General features: G+C 73.4%; 16 protein-coding genes. 4 read left to right on the top strand and 12 right to left on the bottom strand.

Annotated elements, in window-relative coordinates; all coding sequences use genetic code 11:
- Genes IEZ00_RS01000 through IEZ00_RS01010 form a run of 3 tightly spaced genes read right to left on the bottom strand, consistent with a single transcriptional unit; the run spans window position 1 to window position 2,058 of the window.
- Window positions 1-735 carry a maleylpyruvate isomerase family mycothiol-dependent enzyme gene (locus tag IEZ00_RS01000; RefSeq protein WP_189221118.1) on the bottom strand — a complete coding sequence of 245 codons (735 nt, stop codon included), beginning with the start codon at window positions 733-735 and terminating at the stop codon, window positions 1-3.
- A 47-nt stretch (window positions 736-782) separates the two neighbouring features.
- The gene (locus IEZ00_RS01005) at window positions 783-1,577 is read right to left on the bottom strand and encodes an HAD-IIA family hydrolase (RefSeq protein ID WP_189221119.1); all 795 of its coding nucleotides are present in this window, start codon (window positions 1,575-1,577) and stop codon (window positions 783-785) included.
- Window positions 1,578-1,596: 19 nt separating this feature from the next.
- Window positions 1,597-2,058 (bottom strand): MarR family winged helix-turn-helix transcriptional regulator, encoded by a 462-nt coding sequence (locus tag IEZ00_RS01010; RefSeq protein WP_189221120.1) that lies wholly within the window; start codon window positions 2,056-2,058, stop codon window positions 1,597-1,599.
- Between the two features lie 80 nt (window positions 2,059-2,138).
- Here IEZ00_RS01010 and moaA point away from each other — a divergent pair, with 80 nt between their 5' ends.
- The 3 genes from moaA (at window position 2,139) to IEZ00_RS01025 (ending at window position 4,528) form a co-directional block, all read left to right on the top strand.
- Window positions 2,139-3,197, top strand: a complete 1,059-nt coding sequence (gene moaA / locus IEZ00_RS01015) for a GTP 3',8-cyclase MoaA (protein ID WP_189221121.1) — start codon at window positions 2,139-2,141, stop codon at window positions 3,195-3,197.
- A 1-nt stretch (window position 3,198) separates the two neighbouring features.
- Complete coding sequence (locus tag IEZ00_RS01020; protein ID WP_189221122.1) at window positions 3,199-3,453, top strand: MoaD/ThiS family protein; 255 nt, start codon at window positions 3,199-3,201, stop codon at window positions 3,451-3,453.
- Between the two features lie 379 nt (window positions 3,454-3,832).
- A complete protein-coding gene (locus IEZ00_RS01025) occupies window positions 3,833-4,528 on the top strand; it encodes a LysM peptidoglycan-binding domain-containing protein (RefSeq protein ID WP_189221123.1) in 696 nt (231 codons plus the stop codon).
- Between the two features lie 98 nt (window positions 4,529-4,626).
- On the opposite strand, the gene IEZ00_RS37965 is transcribed toward IEZ00_RS01025, so the two are convergent.
- The 5 genes from IEZ00_RS37965 to IEZ00_RS01050 form a co-directional block, all read right to left on the bottom strand.
- Window positions 4,627-5,055, bottom strand: a complete 429-nt coding sequence (locus IEZ00_RS37965; protein ID WP_189221709.1) for a molybdenum cofactor biosynthesis protein MoaE — start codon at window positions 5,053-5,055, stop codon at window positions 4,627-4,629.
- A gap of 20 nt (window positions 5,056-5,075) precedes the next feature.
- Complete coding sequence (locus IEZ00_RS37970; protein WP_229794864.1) at window positions 5,076-5,549, bottom strand: MogA/MoaB family molybdenum cofactor biosynthesis protein; 474 nt, start codon at window positions 5,547-5,549, stop codon at window positions 5,076-5,078.
- Window positions 5,546-6,016, bottom strand: a complete 471-nt coding sequence (gene moaC / locus IEZ00_RS01040; protein ID WP_189221125.1) for a cyclic pyranopterin monophosphate synthase MoaC — start codon at window positions 6,014-6,016, stop codon at window positions 5,546-5,548. Before moaC ends, IEZ00_RS37970 begins: the two co-directional genes overlap by 4 nt.
- Before the next feature lie 140 nt (window positions 6,017-6,156).
- The gene (locus IEZ00_RS01045; protein WP_189221126.1) at window positions 6,157-7,533 is read right to left on the bottom strand and encodes an NAD-dependent malic enzyme; all 1,377 of its coding nucleotides are present in this window, start codon (window positions 7,531-7,533) and stop codon (window positions 6,157-6,159) included.
- Window positions 7,534-7,650: 117 nt separating this feature from the next.
- A complete protein-coding gene (locus tag IEZ00_RS01050; RefSeq protein WP_189221127.1) occupies window positions 7,651-7,836 on the bottom strand; it encodes a hypothetical protein in 186 nt (61 codons plus the stop codon).
- 65 nt (window positions 7,837-7,901) lie between these two features.
- Here IEZ00_RS01050 and IEZ00_RS01055 point away from each other — a divergent pair, with 65 nt between their 5' ends.
- Window positions 7,902-10,136, top strand: a complete 2,235-nt coding sequence (locus IEZ00_RS01055) for a helicase-associated domain-containing protein (protein WP_189221128.1) — start codon at window positions 7,902-7,904, stop codon at window positions 10,134-10,136.
- Window positions 10,137-10,226: 90 nt separating this feature from the next.
- On the opposite strand, the gene IEZ00_RS01060 is transcribed toward IEZ00_RS01055, so the two are convergent.
- From IEZ00_RS01060 to IEZ00_RS01075, 4 genes are all read right to left on the bottom strand, one after another.
- Window positions 10,227-10,832, bottom strand: a complete 606-nt coding sequence (locus tag IEZ00_RS01060; protein WP_033432210.1) for a GTP-binding protein — start codon at window positions 10,830-10,832, stop codon at window positions 10,227-10,229.
- Window positions 10,813-11,568: a DUF742 domain-containing protein gene (locus IEZ00_RS01065; RefSeq protein WP_229794865.1), complete on the bottom strand. Its 756-nt coding sequence runs from the start codon at window positions 11,566-11,568 to the stop codon at window positions 10,813-10,815. The genes IEZ00_RS01060 and IEZ00_RS01065 overlap by 20 nt, the downstream gene beginning before the upstream one ends.
- A gap of 29 nt (window positions 11,569-11,597) precedes the next feature.
- Window positions 11,598-12,017, bottom strand: coding sequence for a roadblock/LC7 domain-containing protein (locus IEZ00_RS01070; RefSeq protein ID WP_189221129.1), 420 nt, complete (start codon window positions 12,015-12,017; stop codon window positions 11,598-11,600).
- On the bottom strand, window positions 12,014-14,267 hold a 2,254-nt coding region (locus IEZ00_RS01075; protein WP_229794867.1), incomplete at its 5' end, for an ATP-binding protein. The genes IEZ00_RS01070 and IEZ00_RS01075, both read right to left, overlap by 4 nt.

Raw genomic sequence — 14,267 nt, forward strand, 5'->3', positions numbered from 1 at the left:
TCAGTCCAGCCCCGGCCAGGCCAGGAACTCGGCGACCAGTGCGGCGTCGCCCTCCACGGCCACCCCGGACACCGGCAGGCGGCGCCACAGCAGCAGGTAGAGCTGCTCGGCGGTGCCCCGCACGACCGCGTCCGGCACGATCGCCTCCGGCACCTCCTCGGCCACCAGGGCGGGCGCGCCGCCGGTGGAGGCGACCGACCACGAGGCGGGGGCGTCGACGGCGGCCAGCCGCAGCAGGAACGGGCGGGCCCACTCCCCGCCGCGCAGGAAGCGCTCCAGGAACTCGCCCACCCCGTCGGCCGCGATGTCGGCCGGGATCGGCTCGACCGCGCCCACCGCGTTGCGCGCGTCCCAGCAGTGCACGACGATCTCGTGCGCCTGCCGGGACGCCAGCGCCGCCGCCGTGTCGCACCGGGCCTCGTTCCACCACGTCCACACCGGCCCGTCGGCCGGGTAGGTCTGCTGCACCGCCAGGTACCGGGCGTTGATCTCGCGCCACCCGGCCACCCGGTCCGGCCCGGTGTCGGCGGCCCGGCGGGCCGCCTCCTCGTCCGGGTACTCCCCCTTGGCCAGCACCGCGGTGGTCCACCACGCCTGGACCTCGGCCACGTGCTCGACCAGGTCGTCGACCGTCCAACCGGGGCAGCTGGGCACGGGGCGGTCCAGCGCGCCCTCCACCGCCGAGGTGAACGACGCGCTGTAGGCCTCCAGGACCGCCATGTGGTCGATGCTCATGCCGGGCAAGCTAGCCCCGAGCACCGACAGTTTCCGGGGCCGCCGGGTCAGCCCTGGTCGGGGAACGGGTTGGCGGAGTTGCCGACCAGGTCGGCGATCGACTTGATCACCCTGGTCGGCCGGTACGGGTACAGCTCGGCGGTGGTGTCGGCGGAGATCCCGGTCAGCACCAGGATGGTGCGCAGCCCCGCCTCCAGCCCGGCGCGCACGTCGGTGTCCATCCGGTCGCCGATCATCAGGGTGTTCTCCGAGTGCGCGCCCAGCGCCCGCAGCGCCGACCGCATCATCAGCGGGTTCGGCTTGCCCACGTAGTAGGGCTCGCGGCCGGTGGCGCGCTCGATGAGGGCGGCGACCGCCCCGGTGGCGGGCAGCGACCCCTCGCGGGAGGGCCCGGTGGCGTCGGGGTTGGTGGCGATGAACTTCGCCCCCTCCTCGACCAGCCGGATGGCCTTGGTGATGGCGGTGAAGCTGTAGGTCCGGGTCTCGCCCAGCACCACGTAGTCCGGGTCGCGGTCGGTCAGCACGTAGCCGACCTCGTGCAGCGCCGTGGTCAGCCCGGCCTCGCCGATGACGAAGGCGGACCCGCCGGGGCGCTGGGAGTCCAGGAACCTCGCGGTGGCCAGCGCCGAGGTCCAGATCGACGTCTCGGGCACGTCCAGCCCGGTGCGCGCGAGGCGGGCGCGCAGGTCGCGCGGGGTGTAGATGGAGTTGTTGGTGAGCACGAGGAACGGGATGCCCGCCGCGGTCAGCTCCGCGACGAACTCGCTCGACCCAGGGATCGGGTGCTCCTCGTGCACCAGCACGCCGTCCATGTCCATCAGGTAGTTCCACTGCTCAGCCATGGGCGACATGCTGCCAGGCTCAGGTGGCCCGCATGCGCTCGCGGAACACCTCGATGAGGGCCTTGTTGTAACGCTCCAGCACCTCCCACTCCTCGGGGGTGAACCGCGCCAGCACCTCCCGCAGCGTTTCCTGGGCGTCCTGGAACAGGGGCGCGAACCGGCCGTCCTCCACGGTCACCTGGACCAGCACCTTGCGCCGGTCGTGGGGGTCGCGCACGCGCTTGACGTAGCCCGCCCGCTCCAGCCGGTCGATCACGCCGGTGACCGCGCCGGTGGACAGGCCCGACAGCTCGGCGATCCGCCCCGCGGTCACCGGCCCGTCCGCGCGCATGGCCAGGTCGAGGCACTTCTCGTCGGTGGTCGACAGGCCCATCGCCTCGGCGACGCGGGTGTGGAACAGGATGGTGAGCGTGCTGTTCTCCCGCGCGTAGGAGGCGAACCTCCCCAGCACGTCGGCGGGCACGTCGCGCTCGTTTCCCATGCGGGCAATTTAGCGGCCGATCCACTTCGGCACGTTCGCGACCGCGCTGCGCCGGTGATCGCGCGATTACCCTGGACGGGGTGACAGCAGTGGAATTGGGAATACCCGTCCTGCGAGGAACGCCCGACACCTCCACCCGTCCGGACTCACCGCTGCTGGTCGACCGGTTCGGCCGGGTCGCGACCGACCTGCGGGTGTCCCTGACCGACCGGTGCAACCTGCGGTGCACCTACTGCATGCCCGCCGAGGGCCTGGACTGGCTGCCCAAGCCGGAGCTGCTCAGCGACGCGGAGCTGACCCGGTTGATCGGCATCGCGGTGACCCGGCTGGGGGTGACCAACATCCGGTTCACCGGCGGTGAGCCGCTGCTGCGCCCCAACCTGGAGGACGTGATCGCGGCCACGGCGGCGCTGGAGCCCCGGCCGAGGATCTCGATGACCACCAACGGCGTCTCGCTGGCCCGCCGGGCCGAGGGCCTGGTGCGCGCGGGCCTGGACCGGGTCAACGTCTCGCTGGACAGCCTGGACCGGGTCCGGTTCCGCGAGCTGACCCGGCGCGACCGGCTGGAGCACGTGTTCGAGGGGCTGGCGGCGGCGCGGGCCGCCGGGCTGGACCCGGTGAAGGTCAACTCGGTGCTGATGCGCGGGGTCAACGACGACGAGGCGGTGCCGCTGCTGCGGTTCGCCCTGGAGCACGGCTACCAGCTGCGGTTCATCGAGCAGATGCCGCTGGACCCGCAGCACGGCTGGAACCGGGACGAGATGGTCACCGCCGAGGAGATCCTGGCCACGCTGCGCGCGGAGTTCGAGCTGACGCCCGTGCCGGACGAGCGCGGCGGCGCGCCCGCCGAGCGGTGGCTGGTCGACGGCGGCCCGGCGGTGGTGGGCGTGATCGCGTCGGTCACCCGGCCGTTCTGCGCGGCCTGCGACCGGACCCGGCTGACCGCGGACGGCCAGGTGCGCAACTGCCTGTTCAGCCGGTCGGAGACGGACCTGCGGGCGCTGCTGCGCGCCGGCGCCTCGGACGAGGAGATCGCCGAGCGCTGGCGGGGCGACTCGTGGGCCAAGGCGGCCGGGCACGGGATCAACGAGGCCGGTTTCTTCCAGCCGGACCGGCCGATGAGCGCGATCGGGGGATGACGTGGTGGAGCTGACGGTGCGGTACTTCGCGGGCGCGCGGGCGGCGGCGGGGGTGGCGCAGGAGAGCGTGGCGCTGTCCGGCGGGGCGACCGTGGCGCACGTGCTGGAGGCGGTCCGCGAGCGGCACGACGACCGGCTGGCGCGGGTGCTGGCCGCGTCCAGCTTCCTGCTCGACGGCGTGGCGGTGCGGGACCGGGACACGCCGGTGCCGGAGGGGGCGCTGCTGGACGTCCTACCCCCCTTCGCGGGGGGCTAATCAAGTTTCCCCCGATGGGGGAATCACGTGACGCAGACCTCACTTACCGTGATCTATCTCAATTTGTCTCGGATTGAAAACGGGACGGTAACGGCCCTCTGACCTGCAGAAACGAGCGCAATCGACACAGAACCTGAAAACGTTACTGTGAGCCCCCTCACGGCCCAGAACGTTTGGCGTGCCGCCGTCGGTTACGTACGGTCGCTCTTCGGTTGGCCCCGACCGACCAAGAGCAACACCCGGGACGCCGCACACCGAACCCCGTCCAGCGGCCCGGGCACCAACCCCCGAGTGAGAGATCACCACCGGACGGGGACGAGGAAGCGCACCGGGCCCCGAACCCGAGCTCCCCGACGCAGGTGTGGTGGGCGAGAGGCAAATGGCTTCTTACCGAGGCAAGCACCGTCCGCAGACCAGCAACGCCGCCCGGAACATCGCGAAGGTCGCCGTGGCGGGCGTCATCGTCGGCGCTCCGCTGAGCATGGCCGCGGGCACCGCGTCCGCGCAGGGCTCCGGCGTCAACTGGGACGCGGTCGCCGCGTGCGAGAGCGGCGGTAACTGGAGCATCAACACCGGCAACGGCTACTACGGCGGCCTGCAGTTCCTGCCGAGCACCTGGCGCGCCTTCGGCGGGACCGGGATGCCCCACCAGGCCTCCCGCGCCGAGCAGATCCGGGTCGCCGAGAACGTCCTGGCGGGCCAGGGCATCGGCGCCTGGCCGGTGTGCGGCCCCAAGGGCCTGACCGGCGGTGCGGCTCCGGCCGCCAAGCCCGCTCCGGCGCCCGCCGCCAAGCCCGCCCCGGCCCCCGCCCCGGTGGCGCCGAAGAAGGCCACCCCGCAGGCCCCGGCGCAGAAGGCCGCCCCGGCCCCGGTGCAGAAGGCCGCTCCGGTGACCGTGGCGCTGCCCAAGTCCAACCCCAACGGCGACTACGAGATCAAGGCGGGCGACACCCTGTCCAAGATCGCGCAGGAGCTGAAGATCGAGGGTGGCTGGCAGCGGCTGCACCAGCTGAACAAGGAGTTCATCCCGAACGCCGACCTGATCCTCGCGGGTCAGAAGATCGCCACCAAGTGATCGTCGGCCGATGAGCCCGGCCTGCCCCCGCGCAGGCGCCTGACCAGGAACCCCCGTCGCCCCTCCCCCCTGGCGACGGGGGTTCCTGCTGTCCGGGCTCAGGGGCAGTTGACCCACTCGTCGGTGCCGTCAGCGAAGACCTGGCGCTTCCACACCGGCAGCCGCCGCTTCACCTCGTCCACCAGCTCGGAGCACACCGCGAACGCCTCCGCGCGGTGCTCGGCGGCCACCGCGACCGCCAGCGCCACGTCACCGATGGCCAGCGGACCCACGCGGTGCGACACGGCGACCGCGCGCACGCCGGTCACACCCGCCACCACGTCCCGCACCACCTCGGCCACCACGTCCGCGGCGCTGGGGTGGCCGTGGTACTCCAGCTCCCGCACCGAGCGCCCGTGGTCGTGGTCGCGCACCACGCCCGCGAACGTGACCACCGCGCCCGCCGCGGCGTCGTCCACCAGCTTCGCGTGCTCCTCGACCGACAGCGGCTCCTCGCTCACCGTCGCCCGCAGGATCTCCGCCGTCATCCCCGCCGTCGTCTCCGCCGTCACGCGTGGTCGCCTCCCGCCAGCTGGTCGAGCGCGTGCTCCAGCACCGCGCCCAGCACTTCCAGTCCGTCCTTCACCCCGCCGGTGGAGCCGGGCAGGTTCACCACCAGGGTGCGCCCGGCGACCCCGGCCACGCCTCGGGAGAGCACCGAGGTCGGCACCCTCGGCCAGCCCGACGCCCGGATCGCGTCGGCCAGCCCCGGCACCTCGTAGTCCAGCACCGCGCGGGTGGCCTCCGGGGTGCGGTCGGTCGGGCTGATGCCGGTGCCGCCGGTGGTGACCACCACCGCCACCCCGTCCGCCACGGCCGCGCGCAGCGCCTCGGCGACCGGCTCGCCGTCGGGCACCACCACCGGGTCCGGCACGTCGAACGACCGCTCCCGCAGCCACTCGGCGATGAGGGGGCCGCCCCGGTCGGCGTAGACGCCCGCGGCGGCCCGGTTCGAGGCGGTGACGACCCGCGCGGTCCTCACGGGCGCTCCCACAGGCCGGTCTTGCCGCCCTCCTTGCGCTCCACCCGCACCGCGTCCATCGACGCCGCCGGGTCGACCGCCTTGACCATGTCGTGCAGGGCCAGGCCCGCCACCGAGACGGCGGTCAGCGCCTCCATCTCCACGCCGGTGCGGTCGTTGGTGCGCACGGTCGCGGTGACCACCACCTCGGCCTCGCCCAGGCTCAGGTCCACCTTGACGCTGGACAGCGCGATCGGGTGGCACAGCGGCACCAGCTCCCAGGTCCGCTTGGCCGCCATGATGCCCGCGATGCGGGCGGTGGCCAGCGCGTCGCCCTTGGGCAGGCCGTCGCGGCGCAGCAGGTCCACCACCTCGGCGGTGGTGCGCAGCACGCCCGAGGCGACCGCCGTGCGCGCCGTCGGCTGCTTGTCGGAGACGTCGACCATGCGCGCCGCGCCCGCATCGTCCAGGTGAGTGAACCGGCTCATCCTGTGATTATGGCCGCGCCCCCACCCCACCCCCACAAACGCCTGCAAGTACTACCCGCCCCACCCGCGAGGGCCGCCAACTACTACCCGACGCACCCCACGCGCGGTTCACACGAGGCCGCGCCGGAGCCGGGGCAGTCCTACACGGCTTTGCGGACGGCCTCGGCGACGGCGGGGGCGACGGAGGTGTCGAAGACGCTGGGGACGATGAAGGAGGCGTTGAGCCGCTCGCCGTCCACCACGTCGGCGATGGCGGTGGCGGCGGCCAGCAGCATCTCGTCGGTGATGGTGCGGGCGTGCGCGTCCAGCAGGCCCCGGAACACGCCGGGGAAGGCCAGCACGTTGTTGATCTGGTTGGGGAAGTCGCTGCGGCCGGTGGCCACGACGGCGGCGTGCTTCTGCGCCTCCATCGGGTCGATCTCCGGGTCCGGGTTGGCCAGCGCGAACACGATCGCGTCGGAGTTCATGGTGGCGACCTGCTCGGCGCCGAACAGGTTCGGCGCGGAGACGCCGATGAACACGTCCGCGCCGACCAGCGCGTCGTGCAGGCGGCCGGAGACGTTGTGCTTGTTGGTGCTGGCGGCGATGGACTTGAGGTTGCTGTCCATGCCGGGCCGGTCGCGGTGCACGATGCCGTCCACGTCGACCGCGACCACGTCGCCGGGCTGCTGCTTGAGCAGCAGCCGGATGATCGCCGAGCCCGCCGCGCCGACGCCGCAGACCACGACCTTGCAGTCGGAGATCTTCTTGCCGACCACGCGCAGCGCGTTGCGCAGCGCGCCGACCACGACGATGGCGGTGCCGTGCTGGTCGTCGTGGAAGACCGGGATGTCCAGCTTCTCGCGCAGCCGGGCCTCGATCTCGAAGCAGCGCGGCGCGGCGATGTCCTCCAGGTTGATGCCGCCGTAGACCGGGGCGATCAGCTCGACCGCGCGGATGATCTCCTCGGTGTCCTGGGTGTCCAGGCACACCGGCCAGGCGTCCACGCCCGCGAACTTCTTGAACAGCGCGGCCTTGCCCTCCATCACCGGCAGCGCGGCGGCCGGGCCGATGTTGCCAAGGCCCAGCACGGCGGTGCCGTCGGTGACCACGGCCACGGTGTTGCGCTTGATGGTCAGCCTGCGCGCGTCGTCGGGGTTCTCCGCGATGGCCTGGCAGACGCGGGCCACGCCGGGGGTGTAGGCGCGGGAGAGGTCGTCGCGGTTGCGCAGCGGGACCTTGGACGAGATCTCGATCTTGCCGCCGAGGTGGACCAGGAAGGTGCGGTCGGAGACCTTGCGGACCGCGATGCCGGGCAGCAGCGCCAGGGTGTCGGTGATGTCCTTGGCGTGGTTGGCCGACAGGGCGTTGCAGGTGAGGTCGATGATGACGCGGTCGGTGTGCGACTCGACGACGTCGAACGCCGTGATGACACCGCCCGCCCTGCCGACCGCCGTGGTGAGGTCACCCGCCGCGCCCGCGCTGGGCGGCGCCTCCAGGCGGACGGTGATCGAGTAACCAGGGCCGGGGACCGGCATCGAACCTCCCAGATCAGCACAGCTCACGCGGGAGTCGAGCGTAGTCCGCGGCGAATTCCGGAACGCGCCCGGCTCGCCTCGCCCCCGGCGCGCGCCGGGGGCGGGTCGGGCAGCGGGTCAGCGGTTGATCTCGGTGGTGGGGTGGCGGTAGCCGAGGTCCTCGACGGGCAGCGGGAAGGTGACCTTCCCGAAGGGGGACAGCGCGCCCTGCACGTCGCTGGCCAGCTCGCTCACCGCGTGCTTGCCGTCCGCAGGCGGCTCCGGCCAGTTCGGGTCGATGCGCTCGGGGCGGGCCTTGGCCACGATTCCTCCTCGGTGGTGCCAACGTCACGGACAAGTGTGCCCCACGGCCATATACCGTGGTGAAGATGTCCGGCACCACACTCGCCGACTGGCTGCGCGCCCTGGACGACGCGGCGCTCGTCGCGCTGCTGCGGGCGCGGCCCGACCTGGCCACCCCGCCGCCCGCGGACACCACCGTGCTGGCCACCCGCGTGGGCTCGCGCGCCTCGGTGGCGCGGGCGTGCGAGGACCTGGACACCCTCGCGCTGACCGTCCTGGAAGCCCTGCTGGTCCTCGACGCCGACCTGCGCCCGGTGCCGCTGGCGGCCCTGCGGGAGCTGTTCGACGTCGACATCCGGCCCCCGGTGGCCCTGCTGCGGGCCCGCGCGCTGCTCTGGGGCGACGACGACGGCCTGTCCACCCCACCGGCCACCCGCGACGCCGTGGCGGCCTTCCCGTGCGGCCTGGGCCGCTCCGTGCCCGCGCTGGCGGGCGTGGACCTGACCGGGCTGGGCGAGGACGAGCGGCGGGTGCTGGAGGCGCTGGCGGCCGGGCCGCCGGTCGGGCAGACCAGAGAGGCCGCGCACGTGGTCTCCCTGGACAGCGCCACCACCCCGATCCAGAAGCTGCTGGCGCGGGGCCTGCTGGTGCGCCGCGACACGCTGACCGTCGAGCTGCCGCGCGAGGTCGGCCTCGTGGTGCGCGGCGACCGGCCGCTGGGCGAGGTCGTCACCGCCGAGCCGCCGCTGCCCACCTCCGCGCTGGACCCGGTCTCGGTGGACAGCACCGGCGGCGGCGCGGCGCTGGAGCTGTGCCGCCACGTCGAGGGCCTGCTGCGGCTGTGGTCGGACGAGCCGCCCCCGGTGCTGCGCTCCGGCGGGGTGGGCGTGCGCGAGCTGCGCAGGGCCGCCAAGGAGCTGGAGGTCGACGAGCGCCGGGCCGCGCTGCTGGTCGAGCTGGTGGTGGCCGCCGGGCTGGTGGCCGACAGCGAGGGTCTTGAGCCGGAGTGGGTGCCGACCACCCAGGCCGACACCTGGCTGGTCGCGCCGCCGGAGCACCGCTGGGCGGCGCTGGCGCAGGCGTGGCTGGAGCTGCCCCGGCTGCCCGGCCTGGTCGGCGGCCGGGACGACCGGGACCGGCTGCTCAACCCGCTGGCCCCGGAGCTGAACCGGCCGGGTGCGCCGCGCGACCGCAGGCGGGTGCTGGAGGCGCTGGCCGCGCTGCCGCCGGGCACCGCGGTCCCCGACGTGGAGCGGCTGGCCGCCGTGCTGGCCTGGCGGGCGCCGAGGCGGGGCGGGCGGCTGCGCGACGAGCTGGTGCGCTGGACGGTCGCCGAGGGCACCGCGGTGGGCGTGCTGGCGCTGGGCGCGGTGACCGGGGCGGGCCGCACGCTGCTCACCGAGGGGCCGGGGCCCGCCGCGAAGCGGCTCGGCGACGCGCTGCCCGCGCCGGTGGACCACGTGCTGGTGCAGGCCGACCTGACGGTGGTCGCGCCGGGGCGGCTGGAGCCGGACCTGGCCGAGGAGATCGCGCTGGTGGCCGACGTGGAGTCGGCGGGCGGCGCGACGGTGTACCGGGTGGGCGAGCACTCCGTGCGGCGCGCGTTCGACGCCGGGCGCACCGCCGCCGACCTGCACGAGCTGTTCCGCGCCCGGTCCCGCACGCCGGTGCCGCAGTCGCTGACCTACCTGATCGACGACACCGCCCGCAAGCACGGCAGGCTGCGCGGCGGCGCGGCCGGGTCGTTCCTGCGCTGCGACGACCCGGTGCTGATCGCCGAGGTGCTGGCGCACCCCGCCGGGCAGCGGCTGGAGCTGCGCCGGATCGCCCCCACCGTGCTGGTCTCGCCGCTGCCGCTGGCCGAGGTGCTGGACGGGCTGCGCGGGGCGGGGTTCGCGCCGTCGGCGGAGGGGCCGGACGGGCAGGTGCTCGACCTGCGCGCGGCCGGGCGGCGGATCGCCGGGCGCGGCAGGCGCAGGCCCGCGCCGCCGCCCGCCCCGTCGGAGGAGCAGCTGGGCGAGCTGGTGCGGCTGGTGCGGGCGGGCGACCGGGCGGCGCGCACCACGGGCGGCGCGCGGGTGTCCGTGCCGGGCAACCTGGGCGCGGGGCCGTCGGCGACGCTGGCGCTGCTGCAGCGGGCGGCCAAGGAGGGCCGCAACGTGCTGGTGGACTTCGTGGACGGGCACGGCACCGCGGCGCGGCGGGTGATCACCCCGCAGCTGGTGGGCGGGGGCGTGCTGGAGGGCGTGGACGTCAGCTACGGCGAGGTCCGGCGCTTCCCCCTGCACCGGATCACCTCCGCCGCGCTCGTGGAGGAGTGACGCGGGTCACTTCCGCCCGCGTGCACGTCGGAGGGCGGCCTCCCCCACCGGGAGGCCGCCCTCCGACCTGTCAGGAGCGGGTGCGCGCGGTCAGCCCGCGCGGACCGACATCCACTGCCGCATGGCGTGCTCGACCAGCGTGATCAGCGTCTGCTTGGTCGACTGCCGGTTGCGCGCGTCGCACGTCACGATCGGCACGGACTGGTCGATGGTCAGCGCCTCCCGCACGTCCTCGATGCGGTGGTGCAGCAGACCGTCGAAGCAGTTCACGCCGACCACGTAGGGCAGCTGGCGGTCGTCGAAGAAGTCGATCGACGCGAAGGCGTCGGCCAACCGCCGGGTGTCGACCAGCACGATCGCGCCGATGGCACCCCGGACCAGGTCGTCCCACATGAACCAGAACCTGTGCTGACCCGGCGTACCGAACAGGTACAGGATCAGGTCCTGGTCCAGGGAGACCCGGCCGAAGTCCATGGCCACGGTGGTGGTGACCTTGTTCGGCGTGGCGGAGAGGTCGTCGACCCCCGCACTGGCCTCGGTCATCACCGCTTCGGTCGTCAGCGGGACGATCTCCGACACGGAGCCGACGAACGTAGTCTTGCCCACGCCGAAGCCACCGGCCACCACGATCTTCGCGGAGGTCGTCGGCTTCCGTGCGCCTTCGGCCGCGTTGGGGCTAGAGCCTGCGAAGCCCACTGAGCACCCTCTCAAGGAATTCAATGGACGGCCGGTCCCCCACGACCAAGCCACCCTGGTGAATCAAAACCAAACCCATGCTCGCCATGTCGCCGATCAGCACCCGCACCACACCCAGCGGGAGCCTCAAGTGAGCGGCGACTTCGGCCACCGACCTGGTGTCGGTGCACAGCCCGCAGATCGAGCGGTGCTCGGGGAGCACCGCCGCGTCGCGTTCGAGACCGCGCTCGCTGGTGGACACCAGCGCCTCGATCGCGAGGTCGTAGTCCGGCCGGGTGCGGCCTCCGGTCCGGGTGTACGGGCGAACCAGCGAGCCGGAGTCGGCCGCGGGGTTCTCCTCCCGCCGCACCACCGGCTGCGGACCGGTGTGGTACGGGAGCTGTTCCGGCACGCTGTCGGGCAGGCCGTGGGCACCGAACAAGTCCGCCCCCGGACCACCGAATAGCCCGCTGCCGTACCCGTCGATGTCGAACCGGTTGGGAACGTCGTCGTAGTCGTACGACGAGTCGTCAACCTCACGCTGAGACATATCGCCTAGCCCCTGCTCTGTGCCTTCGACTCGTGGTCCCGCGGCCCGCTCGCCCCGGTCAGGCCACGAGGTGGGTGCGTCTTCGGCTTCCTCATCCTGTGCGGGGTGGGCATCCGGCTCGGCGAACCTGAAGCCGCCGGTCGCCCACTCCTGGTAGTTGAAGTTCCTACCGAAGCGACCGCCACCGGCACCAGATCGTTCAGCCATTTACCTCACCCCCACGATCTCATGAGGGCCTACCGCCGAACCACGCCCTGGAGCTGCGCGCGCAGCTCCGGGGTCAGCTGCTGGCCCACGCGCTCGACCAGCAGGGTCATCTCGTACGCCACGAGGCCGATGTCGCAGTTCGGGGCCGCGAGCACCGCGAGGCACGACCCGTCGCTGATCGACATCAGGAACAGGTAACCCCGCTCCATCTCGACCACGGTCTGGTTGACCGCGCCCGCCTCGAAGCACCTCGCCGCGCCCGCGGTGAGGCTGACCAGCCCCGACGCGACGGCGGAGAGCTGTTCGGCGCGGTCTCGCGGCAGGCCCTGCGAACCGGCGAGCAGAAGCCCGTCGGCCGACACGACCACGGAATGTGCCACACCGGGAACCCGGCGCACGAAGTCGGTGATAAGCCAACCAAAGCTGCCTGGCTGAGCTGCGGTCGTCACTCCTGCTCCTCGTCTTGCCGGCTCGACATGTCACCAGCGTAAGCGTCGATCAGCGCGTGCCGCCCACGACGGACGCCCTGCTGAAGACTCGACATGCGTCCACGGATCGCGTCAGCCGATCGTGGTGGCAGCGGGGGCCGCTGCGGTTGCTGCGCCGCCGACGGGGTCTTCGGCGCGGCTGATCCCGGCACAAGCTGAGCCTTGGGCACCCGCTTGGGCAACCCCGCCTGTGTCGTGGTCTCGGGGGTGCGGCTGAGCAGGGACTGGGCGGCCTGCCAGCCCTCGTCGGCAGGCGACTGCCATGTCTGCTCGACGCCGAGCGCGACCGGTTCGGGCTCGGCAACCGGTTCCGGTTCGGTCACCCTGCTCGTCTCCAGTGTGCGCTTGGGCAGGTTGTCGGCCGCACCCGGCCGCCTCTTGGGCAGGCCGCCGTCGACGGCCGGGGTCACCGGCGCGGGCGGCGAGCTCTGCTCGGCGGGTGGCACGGACTGCGGTTTGCGGACCGGCAGCGACGTGCCGCCCCGCTCGGCGATGGGCTCCGGCTCGCTCAGCGAGCGCGGCTGCGGTTCCACGTCCGGTGCGGGCGGGACCGCTTGCGCGGTCGCCGCGGAGGTCTCGCTGCCCACGGCCTGGAACCACTGCGAGAGGACCGCCTCGTAGATCGGCAGCCGCTCGGTCGGAGCGTCCAAGTCGTGCTCGACCTCCTTCGGCGCACTCGGCGAGGAGCCGTTGCGCTGCGCGGGTTCCGGCTCGGCCAGTGGCGCGCGGGAGACGATCCCGCTGTCCACGGCGGGCGCGAACTGCGTGGTCTCGTAGCCGTGCTCGTAGCCCGCCTCGTCCTCTTCCCGGTCCTCGTAGGCGGTGAAGAGGGTGGGCTCGCCCCCGCCGCTCGCGGGCTCCTCCACCGGGGCGCCGATCGGGCCGCTGATGGGACCGCTGATGGGACCGCTGGCCGGGCCGTTGTCGGCGGGCTCGTCCACCGGCAGCCACTGCGGCTGGGAGATCTCCGCGGAGGTCTCCTGCGGCGACGGCGGCAGCGCGGGCACGCCGAACACGTCGGCCCCGGTGTCGCCGCGCACGAAGCTGACGGCGGGCTGGCCGGGCTCCTCGTCCAGCCGCGGCAACGGCGAGCCGCCGCCGAAGGCGCCCGCGATGCCGCTGGCGCGCTGCGCGGTGGTCGTGGTGCTGCTGGCCGGGAAGACCGAGGGCGGCTCGCCCAGCGGCCCCGCGGCCCCGCCCGGCGAGGCCACCAGCGTCTCGGGCACCAGCACGACCGCGGTGGTGCCGCCCTCGATGTCCTCGTTGGGCCGCAGCCGGACCTTGATGTCGTGCCGCTTGGCCAGCCGCGCGACCACGTACAGGCCCATCCGGCGGGACACCGCCACGTCCACGTCCGGCGGGTCGGCCAGCCGCTGGTTGGCGTCGGCGATCTCCTGCTCGCCCATGCCCACGCCGCGGTCCTGGATCTCGATGGCCAGCTCGCCCTTGCGGGTGCGCGCGGTGCGCACGGTGACCTTCGTCACGGGGTCGGAGAACGCGGTGGCGTTGTCCAGCAGCTCCGCGATCAGGTGCACGAGGTCGTTGACCGCGCGGCCCTGGACGGTCAGCTCCGGGGTCTGGCCCACCTGCACGCGGGCGTACTGCTCGACCTCGGACACCGCGGCGCCGAGCACCTCGGCGGCGGGGACCGGGCGGGTCAGCCGCCGGGACAGGTCGGTGCCGGAGAGCGCCAGCAGGTTCTCGCTGTTGCGCCGCATGCGGGTCGCCAGGTGGTCCAGCTCGAACAGGCTGGCCAGCTGGTCGGGGTCCTGCTCGTCCTGCTCCAGCCGGTCGATCAGGTTCAGCTGGCGCTCGACCAGCGTCTGCGAGCGGCGGGACAGGTTGACGAACATGGCGTTGACGTTGTCGCGCAGCAGCGCCTGCTCGGCGGCCAGCCGGACCGCTTCGCCGTGCACCGCGTCGAACGCCCGCGCCACCTGGCCCACCTCTTCGCGGGTGGTGATCGGCACGTTGGCGATGGCGGTCTTGGCCGCTTCCTGCGGGTTCGGGTCGGCGAGGATCTTCTCGACCGCCTCGGGCAGGCCGTGGTCGGCGACCTCCAGCGCGGTGCGCCGCAGCGTGCGCAGCGGGTTGAGGATCGACCGGGCCACGAACAGTGCCGTCACCAGCGCCAGCAGCAGCGCGCCCAGCACGATGCCGGAGTCGCGGAAGGCCGCGGCGCGGGCGTCGCCGGTGAGCTCGTCGGTGCGG

This window comes from Saccharothrix coeruleofusca, assembly GCF_014648515.1.
Taxonomy (GTDB): Bacteria; Actinomycetota; Actinomycetes; order Mycobacteriales; family Pseudonocardiaceae; genus Actinosynnema; species Actinosynnema coeruleofuscum.